The organism is Cellulosilyticum lentocellum DSM 5427 (assembly GCF_000178835.2).
GTDB classification, from domain to species: domain Bacteria; phylum Bacillota; class Clostridia; order Lachnospirales; family Cellulosilyticaceae; genus Cellulosilyticum; species Cellulosilyticum lentocellum.
The window spans coordinates 2459062-2475214 of sequence record NC_015275.1 but is presented as its reverse complement, the minus strand read 5'-3'; the positions used below and the strand labels follow the sequence as shown (position 1 = coordinate 2475214).

The window sequence follows — 16153 nt, the reverse complement described above, 5'->3', positions numbered from 1 at the left end:
TGATAAAAGAAGAAGGAGAAAGCACTATTTTAATGTGTGCTTTCTCCTTCTTCTTCTATCATACGGTAACCAATACCTACTTCTGTAAAAATGTACTTAGGATCGCCTGGATTTTGTTCAATTTTTCTTCGAATATTAGCCATATTAACACGTAGGATTTGATTATTACTACCAGCATATGGCCCCCAGATTTTTTTTATCATATAGTCATAAGTAAGTACTTTACCTGCGTGTTGTGCTAAAAGAGAAATGAGCTTGAACTCAATTTGGGTGAGGTGAACTTTTTCATCTCCAACTAAGAGCATATGCTTATCATAATCAATGGTTAAATCACTAGCTTTGAAAATATTAGCACCTTGATTGGTTTTACTGATCTTTAAGCTATGGCGAATAGCTGTACGAATTCTTGCTAAAAGTTCAGAAGTGCCAAAGGGTTTGGTAATATAGTCGTCTGCCCCTAAATCAAGGGCTTGAACTTTTTCTGCTTCCTGTGATCTAGCTGAAATGACTATAATAGGCGTAGAAGACCATTCGCGTACAGAAGTTAATACCTCTAGCCCATCCATATCAGGTAGGCCTAAATCTAGCAAAATAAGATCTGGACAGTGTGAAGGGATAATAGCCAGTGCTTCCTTACCTGTTTGACATCTTAATGTTTTATATTCATGGGCATTAAGAGTTGTAGCAATGAAATTACAAATATTTTGTTCATCTTCAACAATGAGTATAGATGTTTTGTTCATGAATATTTCCTCCTTGGCTTGGTAGTGTAAAGATGAATTCAGCACCACCAGCAATATGATTTTGAGCAGAAATTTTTCCACCATGAGCGCAAACTATAGTTTTACAAATAGATAAGCCTATTCCCATACCTTTAGAAGAATCACTTTGAGCTTTTGGATTAAGAGCATTTCCATCAAAAATACCTTCTAACTGTTCTTCAGCTAATCCTATGCCATGATCAATAATTCTAAAGGTTACATAAGTAGTATCATCCGTTACAATAAGCTCAATAGGTTCTTTACTATGAGCATATTTAAGGGCATTTTCTAACAAGTTGAGAATCACTTGTTCAATAAGTGTAGCATCCATAGGAATCATTAAAAAAGTATCAGGGACTTTAACATTAACATTGCTTTTAGGATAACGCTTTTTTAATCTTAAAATAGCCTCAGAGACCACTTCTTCTAATGGTTCAGGTGTTTTATTCACTTTAACTTGACCTTCTTTAATACGAGTGATAGATAGTAAATTTTCAACCATATGAAGAAGCCAATTAGCATCTTCAAGAATATGTTTAACTAAGTCGTCTTGTTCTTCATCATTTAAGTAAGTCTTATTTTCCAAATAAGTTGCTCCAGCACCAATAATACTTGTTAAAGGAGTACGCAAATCATGAGATACAGCACGAAGTAAATTGGCTCTCATTTTTTCTTTTTCTGTCTCCAATGCTAGTTGATGATGTTCATCCACTAAATGCTGACGTTCAATAGCCATAGCTACTTGTGTAAGCATGAGCTTTAATAAAGTCAATGTATTATTTTTATAGAGAGTAGTAGGAAAATGATAAATACCAATAACCCCCCAAATGTGTTCATGAGAAATCAGTGGAAGATAAAGACCGCTGCCATAGGCAATATCTGATGATGAAAAGTCTGAATTTTGTACCTTAGAAAAGGCCCAATGTGCCCTTTCTAGTTCATGGGGGGTTGTTAACATCTCACGATCTTCATCAGAATAAAGTTTTTCTATATAATTTATTTTTTTTAAAGGATCAGTTTTATGAAAAATAACTGAGCTTTTAGTAAAATCGATTACTGTATTTAAAGTAAGTTCTATAATCTGATCCACATGATCACTTATCAATAGCTGATTATTAATATCATTAAGTTTATGTGTCATTTCTTCACGTTCGGAAATAATTTTATTACGTTCTGTAACATGAGCTGTCATACCACTTGTAATGAATGCAATAGTCAGTAGACCTAAGAATGTAATAGGATAGCCATTAATTGTAAAATCAATTTGTAAAAAAGGATATGTAAAAAAGTAATTGACTCCAACAACTCCAATAATAGAAGCTAATATTCCCCAAAAGTATCCCGATGTGAAACGTGCTGTTAAAAAAATAGCTAGTATATAAATAATAGCTACATTTGTATGATTTGCAGTTACCTTAGTATAAAGGTAAGCTAGAAGTGTAGCACCCACTAAGAGACTAAATGTTTTGATACTATTACGCAGGACACTCATATAAAATCCTTTCTCTGCATGTAATCTACAGTTCTTATAATATTGTTTTTAGTTGATGCAAATATTATGTTTTATTATACTATATCTCTTACAAAAATGCCAAAACTAATCAATAAATATAACGTTAAGAATAGGCAAATCTTGTTTTCTATCTCCAAAGGCTTTATAATAAGTTTAAGCAATAGATGTTTGAAAAATCCAATAGTTTATTAAATTGGGGGGATAGTCATGAAACACTTTGTTATAACAATCGCCAGAGGCTATGGTAGTGGTGGGCGTGCCATAGGTAAATTATTAGCTGATGAACTGGGGATTAGTTTTTATGATCGTCAATTATTAAGATTAGCATCAGATGAAAGTGGTATTAACGAAGCCCTTTTTGCTAATGCAGACGAAAAGGTTAAGAATAACCTATTATTTAATGTGGCTAAAAATGTGTATAAAGGAGAAATTATTCCACCAGATCGCGATGATTTTATCTCTAATGAGAATTTGTTTAATTATCAAGCTAAGATGATTAAACAGTTAGCAGAAAAAGAATCTTGTGTTATTATTGGACGTTGTGCAGATTATATTTTAAAAGATATGAATAATGTCATTAGAATATACGTACATGCACCTTTAGAAGATTGTATTCGGACAGTAGAACAAATGAAGGTCTGTTCGAAGAAGAATGTTAAGAATTTTATTCAAACAACGGATAAAAGAAGAGCAGCATATTATCGTTACTTTACGGGTAAAGAATGGAATGATGCTGCTAATTATGATTTGTGTATTAATAGTAGTAGCTTAAAGAGAGAACAGTGTGTGGCCTTAGTAAAAGCTTATATCGATATAAAATGTCCAGATGAGTAAAAGTAAAATTTAGAACATACAAAAAGAAGCAGTATAAGAATATTTCCTTAGCTGCTTCTTTTTGTATGTTTTTCGATAAAAATAGATAAAACGAGTAAGGTTTTCAACAAAAGTTGATATTAGTTAGGTGAGCTACTTCAATACAAATTGTTTTTCAGTTACAATAGGCTTCAGTATAACAAAATGATGACTTGAAAGAAGGGAACAAGATGGGAGAATCAAAACTATCTACTAAAGACAAAAAGTTTAGAGAGTTTGCTTTAACAGGAAATATGTGGCGTGTTATTTTTCATGTTTGTGTACCATTAGCACTTTATCAAAGTTTAAATCAAATTTTCAAGATTTTAGACTCTATGATGGCTTCTCATATTAGCGGCGAATCTGTTTCTGCAGTTGCTTATTTATCTCAAATTAATTTAATGTTAACAGCTGTTGGTGGTGGGTTAGCTGTAGGTGCAAGTCTCAAAATAAGTGAAGCTTATGGGGCAGGTGACTATGACCTAGTTAAGGCAAGAGTGAGTAGTTTATTTGGCTTATGCGGTATACTAGGGTTAGGCGTTTTATTTTTTATTTTGCCGTTTACAACACCTCTTTTAAAGCTAGCCAATACACCAAATGAGCTTATTGATTTAGGGAGCCAGTATTTTAAAATTGAGTTAATGGGAATGGTTGTTAGTTTCTTTAATAATGTTTACATAGCTATTGAAAGAGCCCGAGGTAATTCAAAACGTATTTTATATTTAAATTTTGGAGTTATCGTTATTAAATTATCACTAACGGCATTTTTTATTTATGCGCTTAAGTCAGGCATTACAATGATTGCAGTGGCTACTTTAATATCACAACTAGCAATGTTTGGATGTGCCATCTATCACATGTTAGACCGTCACAGTATTTTTAGTTTTTCTTTTAAAAGTATTACTTTAAAAGGCAAGGTGACAAAACCTATGATAAGACTATCCATACCGGTTATTATTGAAAAGGTTGCATTTCAATTTGGAAAAGTCGTTATTAACTCTATGAGTACGGCTTATGGTGTTTTAACAGTAGGGGCATTAGGTATTTCGAATAATATGGGAGGCTTAACTACTATGCCTCAAAATGGTTTTCAAGAAGGGGGCGCAGCCGTTATTAGTCAGAATATAGGTGCGCATCAATTAGACCGTGCTTTAGATGCCTTTAAAAAGTTATTTGTCATTAATACGATTATTGGATGCATTGGTTATGGTTTAACTACTGGTTTTCTTCATGTTTTAAGTGGTCTATTTGCAGGTAATGATCTTGTATTCAGGCAGTTTATTGAAGAAGTCTATAGTTTTGAAGCATTTGGTGCCATTCCTTTAGGAATAAATGCAGCTGTTATGGCTCTACTATATGGTTTTGGTTATACTAAACTAACATTACTGATTAATTTTTGTAGGGTATTTGTATTTCGTATTCCAATTTTATGGGGGTTACAACAATTTACTCAAATTGGTAGCAAAAGTGTAGGAATTGTTATGATGGTTAGTAATATTTTAGTAGGGATAATGGCGGTAGTTGTAGCTGGCATAGTGATTCGAGATATTTGTAAGCGATATCAACTTTGTTTTTGGAGAATAAACAAGGAAATAGAAAGAGTTTAAATTAGATACGATAATGGGAGAGGCAAAGTAAATGCTTTTCTAATCAAGGCATAATGAATGATAAGTGGTTCATAAAATAAATAGAGTACTTATAGAAATGGTGAAATAAAATGCATAAGCTATTGGCTTGCTATATGAAAAAGAAATTAGGAAGATGCCCTTATGACATACTGATGCAAATAAGTGATGATATTGAGCGTTTAAAAAAAGGCGAGGAAATATTTAAATCAGCAATACGTAGTATTAATAAATCAGATGCAACAGATGCAATTTTTTAAGCCTTATGATAAAGGAATGCTCTATTTAGATGGTTATTCTTGGGGAAATGACCAAGAGAATCTAGGAGTACCTACTTATTTACAAAGATTCAGTATAGGTGAAAGAGGTTGGCATAGTAAAGTATGTTCTTTTTGTAATCAAAATTGTGAGGCACAACTTTTGGCTAAAAAGAGTATGAAGTCTTTTTTATCTAGTAAATTAACGGTAGAATTGCATAATTATAATGATACTTTATATCTTTATGAATCCATTATGTATTATCATCAGCAGCAAAGGAATATATCTTCCTTTTTTGTACGTTTTTCTTTTGAATTACATCATAATATGGCATTTTATTATCCGTTTTATTCAAAGCAATTAGATGGCAAAGAAATTAACGATATGGTAATTTTTGAAAAAAGCCAACAAAAAAATGACTATCAAAGGTATCAACTCCGAATAAAAAAGGAAAATGCTTATACGGCACTTGAAAAGACAGGAGAACTTTATTTAGATAAGAGAGGAGAATTGATTCAGTTATGCCAATTAATAAGTTGGATGGATGAAAATAGTGGATTTAAGCTAAAGTGCTTGTATGAATTATTAAAAGAAATAAAGGAAGATGTTCCTAAAGTAATAAGTATATATGGAAAATTAGATGAACTTTCTGAGCAAGAAAAAAAGGTAAGCATACAGTATTTTAGAAAAGAAGGCTTCAAAATTTTAGGTGCATTTCAAAATGAGACTCAGTATGAAAGTGAGAATTTTATTTATCGCGTAATAGAAGTATAGAGGGGGAAGGGGAAATGTGTTCAGTATATTTCTATACTGCTATTCCTTTACCAATTGGGTTATCTTTTTCTCTTAGATCAGTTCATCTCGTATTAATTTTTGTTTTTATATGTCACAAGTACCCGGTAGACATTGAAAGATGATGTTTTATCATGTAAAATGAGAAAGAAACAACGATTAGATGAAACGCGCTAGGAGGAAAACGACATGAGCGAGAGAAAAGTCATTAATGTCTCAACAAAGGAAGCACAACGCCAAAATGAGATTATCAATATACTTGCACAACACATAAGCGGGAAAGGTCTTCAGTATTGTATTTCAACCTTTGGATGTCAAATGAATGCAAGAGACTCAGAAAAGATTGAAGGTATGTTAGAGCAAATTGGTTACACTAAAACAGAAAATGAAGAAGAAGCTGATTTTATTATTTATAATACTTGTTGTGTACGTGAAAATGCAGAACTAAAAATTTATGGCCGTTTAGGAGCTCTTAAGGGAAGAAGAAAAAAAAATCCAAACTTTATGATTGCCCTATGTGGTTGTATGATGCAGCAAGACATAGTATTGGATACGCTTAAAAAGAAATTTAATTTTATTGATATTATTTTTGGAACGTATAATATTTATAAATTACCAGAACTTTTACAAACACGTTTAGAAACAAAGCAAAATGTCATAGATATTTGGGATTCTTATCAAGATATTGTAGAAGACCTTCCAGATTCTAGAAAATATGATTTTAAAGCTTGCGTTAATATTATGTATGGCTGCAATAACTTCTGCACTTATTGTATTGTTCCTTATGTAAGAGGGAGAGAGCGTAGTAGAAAGCCAGAAGATATTGTTACAGAAATCAAGGCATTAGTATCTGAAGGTGTTAAGGAGATTATGCTTTTAGGACAAAATGTAAATTCTTATGGAAAGACATTAGATGAACCAATAAGCTTTGCTGAGCTTTTAAAACAAATTAACGCTATTGAGGGATTAAAACGTATTCGTTTTATGACATCTCACCCAAAAGATTTAAGTGATGAACTGATTGAAGTAATGGCTAGCTGTGATAAGATTTGTCCAAGCGTTCATTTACCTTTCCAATCAGGAAGTACTAAATTATTAAAGAAAATGAATCGTCATTATACAAAAGAAAGCTATTTAGAATTAGTAAGGAAAATTAAAGCAGCTATTCCTAGAGTAGAACTAACGACAGATATTATTGTAGGTTTCCCTGGTGAAACAGAAGAAGACTTTTTAGATACCATGGAAGTTGTAGAAAAAGTACATTATGCAAGTGCCTTTACTTTTATTTATTCAAAACGTACAGGAACACCAGCAGCTACTATGGAAGACCAAGTGCCAGAAGATGTGACAAAAGAACGTTTTAATAGATTATTAGCACTTGTAAATAAACAGTCTGCTGCTACCCTTCATAAGTATGTTGGACAAACTGTAGAAGTACTCTTTGAAGAAGTAAGTAAACAAGATGACAATGTTTTAAGTGGACGTACAGATACAGGACTTTTAGTCAATACACCAGCCCCTAAGGAATATGTTGGTAAATTTGTTAAAGTTCATATTGTGGATAATAAAACCCACTATTTAATTGGAGAGTTGGCGAGATAACTATGTTAAAAACACAAGTAACGCCTATGATGGCGCAGTATTTAACTATAAAAGAAGAAAACCCAGACTGCTTACTTTTTTTCAGACTAGGGGATTTTTATGAAATGTTCTTTGAAGATGCTAAAACTTGTTCAAGAGAATTAGAAATTACTTTAACAGGAAAAGATTGTGGCTTAGAGGAAAGGGCACCTATGTGTGGTGTACCTTTTCATTCAGCAGAAACGTATATTTCACGTTTAGTAGAAAAAGGTTATAAAGTAGCTATATGTGAGCAAATTGAAGATCCTAAGCAAGCCAAGGGCTTAGTAAAACGCGGCGTTATTCGTATTGTAACACCTGGGACTATATTAGAGGGTGCCACAGTAAGTGAGGGTAAAAACAACTATATCACTAGCATTGTTGGTATGGAAGGAAGCTATGGATTAAGTGTTTGTGATGTGACAACAGGTGAGTGGCTTACGACGACTATTATAGGAGATCAAAGTAAGCGAAAATTACTAGATGAATTAGCGAAATTTGCACCTGTAGAATGCTTATTATCAGAAACTCTCTATCAAGATGATGAGATTCGTGAATTTATGCGTACACGTTTTAATTGCTTAACCGAGCAAATACCAGCCCATACTTTAGATACTACTTTAGCACAACGTATTTTACTGAAACATTTTAATATTTTATCTTTAGGTGGAATTGGCTTAAGTGAAGACGGTGTGGAAACTTTAGCTACAGCTAGTTTGCTTGCTTATTTACAAGAAACGCAAAAAACGGATTTATCTCACTTGATGACGTTATCTATTTATAATGTGGATGCTTTTATGTTATTAGATATCGCCACAAGGCGTAATCTTGAATTAACAGAAACGTTGCGTGAAAAAAGAAGAAAAGGTTCCCTTTTGTGGGTACTTGATCATACCAAAACAGCTATGGGTTCTCGTTATATTCGAAAATGTATAGAGCAGCCTCTTATTAATGCAGAAGAAATTAATCATCGTCTAGATGCCACAAAGGAACTTAAGGAAGCTCCTTTATTACGTGCGGATTTATTTGAGGCATTAGATCATATTTATGATATTGAACGTTTAATGAGTAAAGTTTCTTTTGGAACGTGTAATGCTAAAGATATGATTGCTTTAAAACAATCTTTAGAGGTACTGCCAACTATTAAGGGTTTATTAGTAGACTGCCAGGCGCCAGGGTTAATCTCCCTTAACCGTCAGTTAGATGACATGAGTGATCTTTACCAGCTAGTTGACAAGGCACTTATAGAGGAAGCACCTATTTCTGTGAGAGAAGGAAACATGATTAAAACCGGCTATAATGAAGAAGTCGATCATTTACGTCAAGTCAAGACCGAAGGTGCTTCTTGGCTTATGGAAATAGAAGCTAGAGAAAAAGAAAAAACAGGTATTAAGAATCTTAAAATAAAATACAATAAAGTTTTTGGATACTTTTTAGAAGTGACACAGTCCTATAATCATTTAGTACCTGATTACTTTATTCGCAAACAAACCCTTTCTAACTGTGAACGCTATATCACAGAAGAGCTGAAAAAAGTAGAAGAAGAAGTATTAGGTGCAGATGATAAACTTAATTTATTAGAGTATCAGTTATTTACAGAAATAAGAGATGCAGTTTTAAAAGAGATGCCACGTTTATTAACGACTTCGGCTCAAATTGCAGCTTTAGATATGTTTTGTTCTTTAGCGGATGTAGCAGATACTTATGGATATGTAAAGCCAGAGATGACAACTGGCTATAATCTTTGTATTGAAAAAGGGCGTCATCCAGTTGTAGAAAAAATGCTAGGAGAACAACACTTTATTGCCAATGACGTTATTTTAGAAGAAGAGCATGCCGAGATGATGCTATTAACAGGGCCTAATATGGCTGGTAAATCCACTTATATGCGTCAAGTAGCTCTGATTGTTTTAATGGCTCAAATAGGAAGCTTTGTGCCAGCGGATTCAGCAACTATTGGTGTTGTTGATCGTATTTTCACACGTGTAGGTGCTTCAGATGATTTGGCATCAGGACAAAGTACCTTTATGGTGGAAATGATGGAGGTGGCAAATATTTTGCATCATGCAACAAAGAATAGCTTACTCATCTTAGACGAGATTGGAAGAGGAACAAGTACATTAGATGGTTTAAGTATTGCTTGGTCTATTATAGAACATATTACGACTGAAATAGGTGCAAAAACTTTATTTGCCACCCATTATCATGAGCTCACTGTTTTAGAAGAAACTATGCCAAATCTTAAGAACTATTGTATTGCAGTTAAAGAAATAGGAGAAGATATTATTTTCCTTCACCAAATCGTAAAAGGTAGTGTTGACCATAGCTATGGGATTCAAGTGGCTAAGTTAGCGGGTGTACCTAGTGCTGTTTTAGAGCGTGCAAAAGCTATTTTAAAGCAACTGGATAGTGGTGAGAAGCAAGTGATTATACCACCTAGTGTTCAAGGGACTTCGGGGCAGCTATCTGAAAAGGTAGATAAGATTAAGGATGTAGTAAAAGAACAGGTAATAACGACAGAGGCTTATCAGATCAATGAAACAGAAGTTACATCTAAAAAAGCCTCTAAAGACCATAAAGAAAAACAAAATGGTTTTGGCCAACTTAATTTATTTGATCAAGGTGAACATGAGGTCATTACTGCTTTAAAAGAAGCGGATTTAATGAATACAACACCATTTAAAGCTTTAGAACTTTTATATGAATTACAAAGGAAGGTTAAATCTCTTTAAGAGGTTTGCCTTCCTCCTTATTATACAGCGAAGAAAGGAGGATACAAATGAGAGCAATTAAAATACTCGATACACATACCATTAATAAAATTGCGGCAGGAGAAGTAGTGGAAAGACCTTGTTCTGTTGTTAAAGAATTAGTAGAAAATAGTATTGATGCCAAAGCTAGTTCCATTACAGTAGAAATAAAAAATGGTGGTATTGACTTAATTCGTGTGACAGATAATGGGGTAGGTATTCCAAAAGATCAAGTAGAAGTAGCTTTTTTACGTCATGCAACAAGTAAGATTACTTCGGCAGAAGATTTGTATGAAGTGATAAGTTTAGGGTTTAGAGGTGAAGCGTTAGCAAGTATTGCAGCTGTTTCCAATGTAGAACTTTTAACCAAGGAAGAGCAAGAGTTAACCGGTAAACGTATAGAGATAAGTGGAGGGAAGATGTCAGCTGCAGAAGAAGTTGCCTGTCCTAATGGGACTACCTTCATTATGCGTCACTTGTTTTTTAATGTTCCTGCTAGAAAAGCTTTTTTAAGTAGTAGTAGTTCAGAGGGAGCAAAAATTTCAGATTATATGTATAAATTAGCATTAGCACATCCGGAGGTAAGTTTTAAATATATTCAAAATGGAAAAACTATATTTACGACTTCAGGAGACCATGAGTTAAAGCATGCTATTTTAAATATTTATGGAAAAGAATATGCTAGAAATACGCTAGAATGCTACTATAAAAGCGATACTATAGAATGTATGGGGTTAATTGGAAAGCCAGTTTTAAATAGGGGAAATCGTAATTATGAGCATTTTTTCATTAATGGCCGCTATATTAAAAGTCAATTATTACAAGGTGCTGTAGAAGATGCTTATAAAACTTTAGTGATGGTAGGTAAATTTCCTTTTTCAGTGCTTCACTTGTATTTGGACCCTTCTTTAGTAGACGTTAATGTTCATCCTACTAAATTGCAAGTCCGTTTTAAAAACCCAGATACTATTTATAAAGCGGTTTATGAAGGGGTTAGCCATGCGTTAAGGGAAGCTTATTTAGTACCACAAGTGGCTACTGAGCCAGGGCCAAAGGAAGCTAAAGTTGAACCGGTTATTGAGCAAGGTATCATAGATACTTTTTTTGCACCACGTAAAGAAAAGGAAGAAGTAACACCTCAAAGTCTTTTAAAACATAATCCTACTGATTTTCAAAGAGAAGATGTAAATCCCCCTTCTATTAGTCGGTTATTTGGCAATAGAGATAGTCATCATGTTTCTCCTCAATCGATTGATACTTATGAGAAACAGCTGAGTCAAGTTTTTAAAGAAGAAATGATTCATCAAAGTACTACAGAACCGACTGATGAAATGATTCACGAACTAGAGAAGCCTAATAAAGAATATGGTATTAGTCGTTTTGAAGATGTACCTTTACCACCTAAGATTCAAGTTGAAGAAAAACCTACTTCACCAGCCATTTTACCTACAGATTATCGTATTGTAGGACAAGTATTTAAAACCTATTGGTTAATCGAATATCATGAGAAGGTATTTATTATTGACCAACATGCAGCTCATGAAAGAGTATTATATGAGCAATTTATGGCAGAGTTTAAAGCAAATGAGGTCGCAACGCAGCTGCTTTTAATGCCTGAGACTTTAATGGTAACACCGGTAGAAATGACTCTTTTAAATGAACATGAAGAACTTTTTAAAAAATTAGGATTTCAATTTGAAGCTTTTGGAGAAAATGCAGTTGCCATTAGAGAAGTACCTTTTATTTTGAATGAGCCATTATCACCGGCTGTATTCAAAGAAGTATTAGATCGTTTAACTCATGATAAGCTTCAGGATATTGCAGAGCTTAAAGCAGAAGCCATTATTCGTATGTCATGTCGTAGTGCTATTAAAGCTCATGACCAAATATCAGATCGTGAGTGTCGTAAGCTAATCGAGTTATTATTAGCTTTAGATAATCCGTTTACTTGCCCTCATGGTAGACCAACATTGGTTGCACTCACTCAAGTTGATATTGAGAAAATGTTTAAGAGAATTTAATGTAATCTAGAAAGGTAGATTTATGAAACGACCACTTATTTTAATTGCAGGACCTACTGCTTCAGGTAAAACACAAACGAGTGTTCTGTTGGCAAAAGCAATTAATGGAGAAATTATATCAGCTGATTCTATGCAAATTTATAAAGGAATGGATATTGGAACGGCTAAAGTAAAGCCAGAAGAAATGCAAGGTATTCCTCATTATATGATTGATGAATGGGAAGCAGATTTTCCTTGTAGCGTAGCTACTTTTAAAGAGCGTGTCAAAAGTTATTTAGAAGAGATTTATCAAAAAGGGAAGATACCTATTTTAGTAGGAGGTACAGGTTTTTATATAAATGCTATTTTATTTGATACCCAATTTGAAGAAACTTCACCAGATGAAGACTATAGAGAAGAGCTTCAGCATTTTGTAAATGAAAATGGTGTAGATAAGCTTCATGAGATGCTGAGAGAAGTAGACCCGATTAGTGCTGAAAATATTCATGCTAACAACATTAAACGTGTAATTCGTGCTTTAGAATATTATAAAGAAACGGGACATCCTATTTCAGCCCATAATGAGGAGGAAAAGGAAAAGCGTAAGGGGAATGAATCACCTTATGCCTATACTTTCTTTGCATTAACTATGGAACGTAGCAAGTTATATGAAAGAATTAACTTGCGCATTGACCAAATGGTAGAAGAAGGTTTAGTTGAAGAAGTCAGACACTTTTTTGAAGCAGGTTATAGTGAAGACTTACCTTCTATGAAAGCCATTGGTTATAAAGAATTCTTTCCTTATTTTAAAGGAGAGGAGACCCTAGAAGCCTCTATTGAACAGCTTAAGCAAAATACAAGACGCTATGCTAAAAGACAGCTGACTTGGTTTAAACACCAAGCTAATCCTATTTTCTTATCAGTTGATCAGCTAGGATTTAATCCCGAGACAATCGTGTCAGAAATGTTATCAAAAATTAATCTAAATAATAAGGATTTGGAAGTATAATCCTTTAAAAGATAGGCCATAATTACAATATATTATTGCAAAATTATGTAATTTACTGGACAAGCAATAAAATATAATATACAATGAAATCAATTCATTCAAGCCTTTAGGAGGGGAACACCGACTATGAGTAAAGTTATTAATTTACAAGACGTCTTATTAAATCAATTAAGAAAAGATAAAATATCAATTATTGTATTCCTTACTAATGGATTCCAACTTAAAGGAATCATTAAAGGATTTGATAATTTTGTTGTGATTCTAGAAAGTGAAGGCAAACAACAAATGATCTATAAGCATGCCATTTCTACTTTGGTACCATCAAAACCAGTTAATTTAAATGCAGCAGAGTAATAATTTTTGAAAGCAAAGGCTTTCAGAAGCATATTATTTATGCCATGATCTTTTGATTTTAAGAACAAGATAGATGCGTAACAAATGATTTTAGTGAAAACTACCTTTAGTCATTAGTTACGCTTTTTTATTGAATAATATCTTGTATTAAAGCTGAAATATCTCTATAATTGATACGGAATAAGTAATGAAAGGTGTGGAATTTTGGAGCTTGATCAATTGTATTGTGTTAAAAAAACAGATTTTCCAGTACTAGAAAATCTGTTGACAGCTTGTTTTGAGAATGACCCGTTATATACGCTTCTTATTCCTGATGAAGAAATAAGAAAGAAGTTATTACCTGAACTATTTAAGTGTGATTTAGATGAATTTTTTAATACTTGTAAGGTTTATGCTGATAGTGAAGATATGAATGGTATTATTATTGTATCTGATGAAACGGAGCCATTTCATATTTTAAGATATTTGATAAGTACTTATTATGCTACTTTTAAAACAGACTGTTACTTAATTAAAGAGGATCCTTCTCTAAGAGTACTTTGGCATTTCTTAAAAGGAAAAGATTATTTAAATTCTAGGTGGACAGAACATATTAAACAAAAAGAACGTTTACATATTATTTATTTAGCAGTACATCCATTAAAACAACATTGTGGTATTTCAAAACTCTTGCTTACAGAAGTTTTAGATTATGCAGATGCACATAGTTTATTAGTTTCTTTAGAAACACATAATGATAAAAATGTAGCTTTTTATCAGCACTTCGGGTTTAAACTTTTTGAGGTGGTAGAAAAATCTATTCATTTAAAGCAATACTGTATGATTCGATAGAAATATTAATGAAAAAGATACCAATACTTTAAAAGTCTATACAAGAACGTATAGATTTTTTTAGATTGAGGCAATACTTAGCATAAGAAAAATCCTCAAAATGAAAGGATTAACTTATGTCCTTGGAATATATTCTTAAACGTGTTATTCGTGAGAAAGGTAGTCGTAGTGATTGTAGTATTTATTTATCTATTAGTTTAGCTTATATGGAAAAGGAAAATTGGATAGAAGCTGGTATTTTTTTGAAATTAGCACGCCAGACAAAAGAAAGCTATGAAGAACAGGTTGCAGTAGAATTAATAGATGGTGTTTTGAAAACTGAAAGTACAGAAGCAAGTATGAGGTTATTGGAATCTATTAAGGACCAGGGGTAACAAAAACTTGAACTCATACAAAAAGATGTTATAATGAAATTACATTTAAAATCAGACAAAATTCGCTGATTAAGCCCTCTCTATAGAGGGCTTAATTGATGAATACATATAAAGGAGATACTATGGGTATTTTAGAGGATTTATTAGGTATATCACCAGAAACAGAAGCATTTTGCAAAGTTTGTGAACAGGAGTTGCAATCTATATATGCGGAAATTAATGAGATAATGCATTTAAATGGTGCTAAAGTATTACATGCGATGCAAAAAAATAAGTTAAGTGATATTCATTTTGCAGCGACAACGGGTTATGGCTACAATGATTTAGGTCGTGATACAGTAGAACAAATTTATGCAGATATCTTTAAGGCAGAGGCAGGACTTGTAAGACCTCAGCTTATGTCAGGTACACATGCTTTAACCGTAGCTTTATTTGGTAACTTAAGACCAGGTGATGAATTACTATCACCAGTAGGAAAACCTTATGATACTTTAGAAGGTGTTATTGGTATACGTGAAACACCAGGAAGTTTAGCCGAATATGGTATTACTTATAAACAAGTGGATTTAAGAGAGGATTTTAGTTTTGATTATGAAGGTATTAAAGCAGCCATAACTGAAAAAACAAAACTAGTAACCATTCAGCGTTCAAAAGGGTATAGTTATAGACCAACTTTTTCAGTAGCACAAATAGGAGAGCTTATTACTTTTATTAAAGACATTAAACCAGACGTTATTTGTATGGTAGATAATTGTTATGGTGAATTTGTGGAAACTATTGAACCAACAGAAGTAGGGGCTGATTTATGTGTAGGCTCACTCATTAAAAATCCAGGTGGTGGCCTTGCTCCTATAGGTGGCTATATCGTAGGAAAAGAGCAATATGTAGAAAATGCTGCTATGAGACTAACAGCACCTGGACTGGGAAAAGAAGTAGGCGCTACATTAGGATTGAATCAACCTGTTCTTCAAGGACTTTTTTTAGCACCAGAAGTGGTAGCAAATGCTTTAAAGGGAGCCATTTTAGCAGCGGCTATGTTTGAAAAATTAGGTTTTGATGTTATGCCTAGTTCAAAGGAAACTAGACATGATATTATTCAAGCTATTAATATGCAAACGCCTGAGAAAGTTATTAGCTTTTGTCAAGGAATTCAAAAAGGTGCACCAGTGGATAGCTTTGTAACACCTGAGCCATGGGATATGCCAGGTTATGATGCACCGGTTATTATGGCAGCAGGTGCTTTTATTCAAGGTGCTTCTATTGAAATGAGTGCGGATGCACCTATTAAGCCACCTTATACAGCTTTTTTCCAAGGAGGATTAACTTTTTATCACGCCAGATTAGGAATGATGAAAGCCTTACAAACCATGATTGATCACGGACATATTCAACTTTCCTAAGACATGTGTATTTT

General features: G+C 33.3%; 14 protein-coding genes. 12 read left to right on the top strand and 2 right to left on the bottom strand.

Going from position 1 to position 16153, the window contains the following annotated elements:
- Nucleotides 1-29: 29 nt before the first annotated feature.
- On the bottom strand, nucleotides 30-743 hold the full coding sequence (locus tag CLOLE_RS11340) for a response regulator (RefSeq protein ID WP_013657253.1): 714 nt from the start codon (nucleotides 741-743) through the stop codon (nucleotides 30-32).
- Nucleotides 715-2253, bottom strand: coding sequence for an ATP-binding protein (locus CLOLE_RS11335; protein ID WP_013657252.1), 1539 nt, complete (start codon nucleotides 2251-2253; stop codon nucleotides 715-717). The genes CLOLE_RS11340 and CLOLE_RS11335 overlap by 29 nt, the downstream gene beginning before the upstream one ends.
- A 228-nt stretch (nucleotides 2254-2481) precedes the next feature.
- Here CLOLE_RS11335 and CLOLE_RS11330 point away from each other — a divergent pair, with 228 nt between their 5' ends.
- From CLOLE_RS11330 to CLOLE_RS11280, 12 genes are all read left to right on the top strand, one after another.
- A complete protein-coding gene (locus tag CLOLE_RS11330; RefSeq protein WP_013657251.1) occupies nucleotides 2482-3108 on the top strand; it encodes a cytidylate kinase-like family protein in 627 nt (208 codons plus the stop codon).
- A gap of 209 nt (nucleotides 3109-3317) precedes the next feature.
- On the top strand, nucleotides 3318-4733 hold the full coding sequence (locus tag CLOLE_RS11325) for an MATE family efflux transporter (protein WP_013657250.1): 1416 nt from the start codon (nucleotides 3318-3320) through the stop codon (nucleotides 4731-4733).
- A 110-nt stretch (nucleotides 4734-4843) separates the two neighbouring features.
- Nucleotides 4844-5011 carry a hypothetical protein gene (locus tag CLOLE_RS23010; protein ID WP_157864057.1) on the top strand — a complete coding sequence of 56 codons (168 nt, stop codon included), beginning with the start codon at nucleotides 4844-4846 and terminating at the stop codon, nucleotides 5009-5011.
- On the top strand, nucleotides 4998-5783 hold the full coding sequence (locus CLOLE_RS11320) for a hypothetical protein (RefSeq protein ID WP_013657249.1): 786 nt from the start codon (nucleotides 4998-5000) through the stop codon (nucleotides 5781-5783). The genes CLOLE_RS23010 and CLOLE_RS11320 overlap by 14 nt, the downstream gene beginning before the upstream one ends.
- A 207-nt stretch (nucleotides 5784-5990) precedes the next feature.
- Nucleotides 5991-7403, top strand: coding sequence for a tRNA (N6-isopentenyl adenosine(37)-C2)-methylthiotransferase MiaB (gene miaB / locus CLOLE_RS11315; RefSeq protein WP_013657248.1), 1413 nt, complete (start codon nucleotides 5991-5993; stop codon nucleotides 7401-7403).
- Nucleotides 7404-7405: 2 nt separating this feature from the next.
- A complete protein-coding gene (gene mutS / locus CLOLE_RS11310; RefSeq protein ID WP_013657247.1) occupies nucleotides 7406-10153 on the top strand; it encodes a DNA mismatch repair protein MutS in 2748 nt (915 codons plus the stop codon).
- Nucleotides 10154-10200: 47 nt separating this feature from the next.
- Complete coding sequence (gene mutL / locus CLOLE_RS11305) at nucleotides 10201-12192, top strand: DNA mismatch repair endonuclease MutL (RefSeq protein WP_013657246.1); 1992 nt, start codon at nucleotides 10201-10203, stop codon at nucleotides 12190-12192.
- Between the two features lie 22 nt (nucleotides 12193-12214).
- Nucleotides 12215-13180 (top strand): tRNA (adenosine(37)-N6)-dimethylallyltransferase MiaA, encoded by a 966-nt coding sequence (miaA, locus tag CLOLE_RS11300; protein ID WP_013657245.1) that lies wholly within the window; start codon nucleotides 12215-12217, stop codon nucleotides 13178-13180.
- A gap of 126 nt (nucleotides 13181-13306) precedes the next feature.
- A complete protein-coding gene (hfq, locus tag CLOLE_RS11295) occupies nucleotides 13307-13534 on the top strand; it encodes an RNA chaperone Hfq (protein WP_013657244.1) in 228 nt (75 codons plus the stop codon).
- A 204-nt stretch (nucleotides 13535-13738) separates the two neighbouring features.
- Nucleotides 13739-14365, top strand: coding sequence for a GNAT family N-acetyltransferase (locus CLOLE_RS11290; RefSeq protein ID WP_041712971.1), 627 nt, complete (start codon nucleotides 13739-13741; stop codon nucleotides 14363-14365).
- Between the two features lie 116 nt (nucleotides 14366-14481).
- A complete protein-coding gene (locus tag CLOLE_RS11285) occupies nucleotides 14482-14739 on the top strand; it encodes a hypothetical protein (RefSeq protein ID WP_013657242.1) in 258 nt (85 codons plus the stop codon).
- Nucleotides 14740-14837: 98 nt separating this feature from the next.
- A complete protein-coding gene (locus CLOLE_RS11280; RefSeq protein WP_013657241.1) occupies nucleotides 14838-16139 on the top strand; it encodes a methionine gamma-lyase family protein in 1302 nt (433 codons plus the stop codon).
- The last annotated feature ends 14 nt before the right edge of the window (nucleotides 16140-16153 follow it).

Coding starts and splice junctions, on each gene's coding strand:
- CLOLE_RS11340 (WP_013657253.1), bottom strand. CDS start 743: ATGAACAAAACATCTATACTCATTGTTGAAGATGAACAAAATATTTGT.
- CLOLE_RS11335 (WP_013657252.1), bottom strand. CDS start 2,253: ATGAGTGTCCTGCGTAATAGTATCAAAACATTTAGTCTCTTAGTGGGT.
- CLOLE_RS11330 (WP_013657251.1), top strand. CDS start 2,482: ATGAAACACTTTGTTATAACAATCGCCAGAGGCTATGGTAGTGGTGGG.
- CLOLE_RS11325 (WP_013657250.1), top strand. CDS start 3,318: ATGGGAGAATCAAAACTATCTACTAAAGACAAAAAGTTTAGAGAGTTT.
- CLOLE_RS23010 (WP_157864057.1), top strand. CDS start 4,844: ATGCATAAGCTATTGGCTTGCTATATGAAAAAGAAATTAGGAAGATGC.
- CLOLE_RS11320 (WP_013657249.1), top strand. CDS start 4,998: ATGCAATTTTTTAAGCCTTATGATAAAGGAATGCTCTATTTAGATGGT.
- miaB (WP_013657248.1), top strand. CDS start 5,991: ATGAGCGAGAGAAAAGTCATTAATGTCTCAACAAAGGAAGCACAACGC.
- mutS (WP_013657247.1), top strand. CDS start 7,406: ATGTTAAAAACACAAGTAACGCCTATGATGGCGCAGTATTTAACTATA.
- mutL (WP_013657246.1), top strand. CDS start 10,201: ATGAGAGCAATTAAAATACTCGATACACATACCATTAATAAAATTGCG.
- miaA (WP_013657245.1), top strand. CDS start 12,215: ATGAAACGACCACTTATTTTAATTGCAGGACCTACTGCTTCAGGTAAA.
- hfq (WP_013657244.1), top strand. CDS start 13,307: ATGAGTAAAGTTATTAATTTACAAGACGTCTTATTAAATCAATTAAGA.
- CLOLE_RS11285 (WP_013657242.1), top strand. CDS start 14,482: ATGTCCTTGGAATATATTCTTAAACGTGTTATTCGTGAGAAAGGTAGT.
- CLOLE_RS11280 (WP_013657241.1), top strand. CDS start 14,838: ATGAATACATATAAAGGAGATACTATGGGTATTTTAGAGGATTTATTA.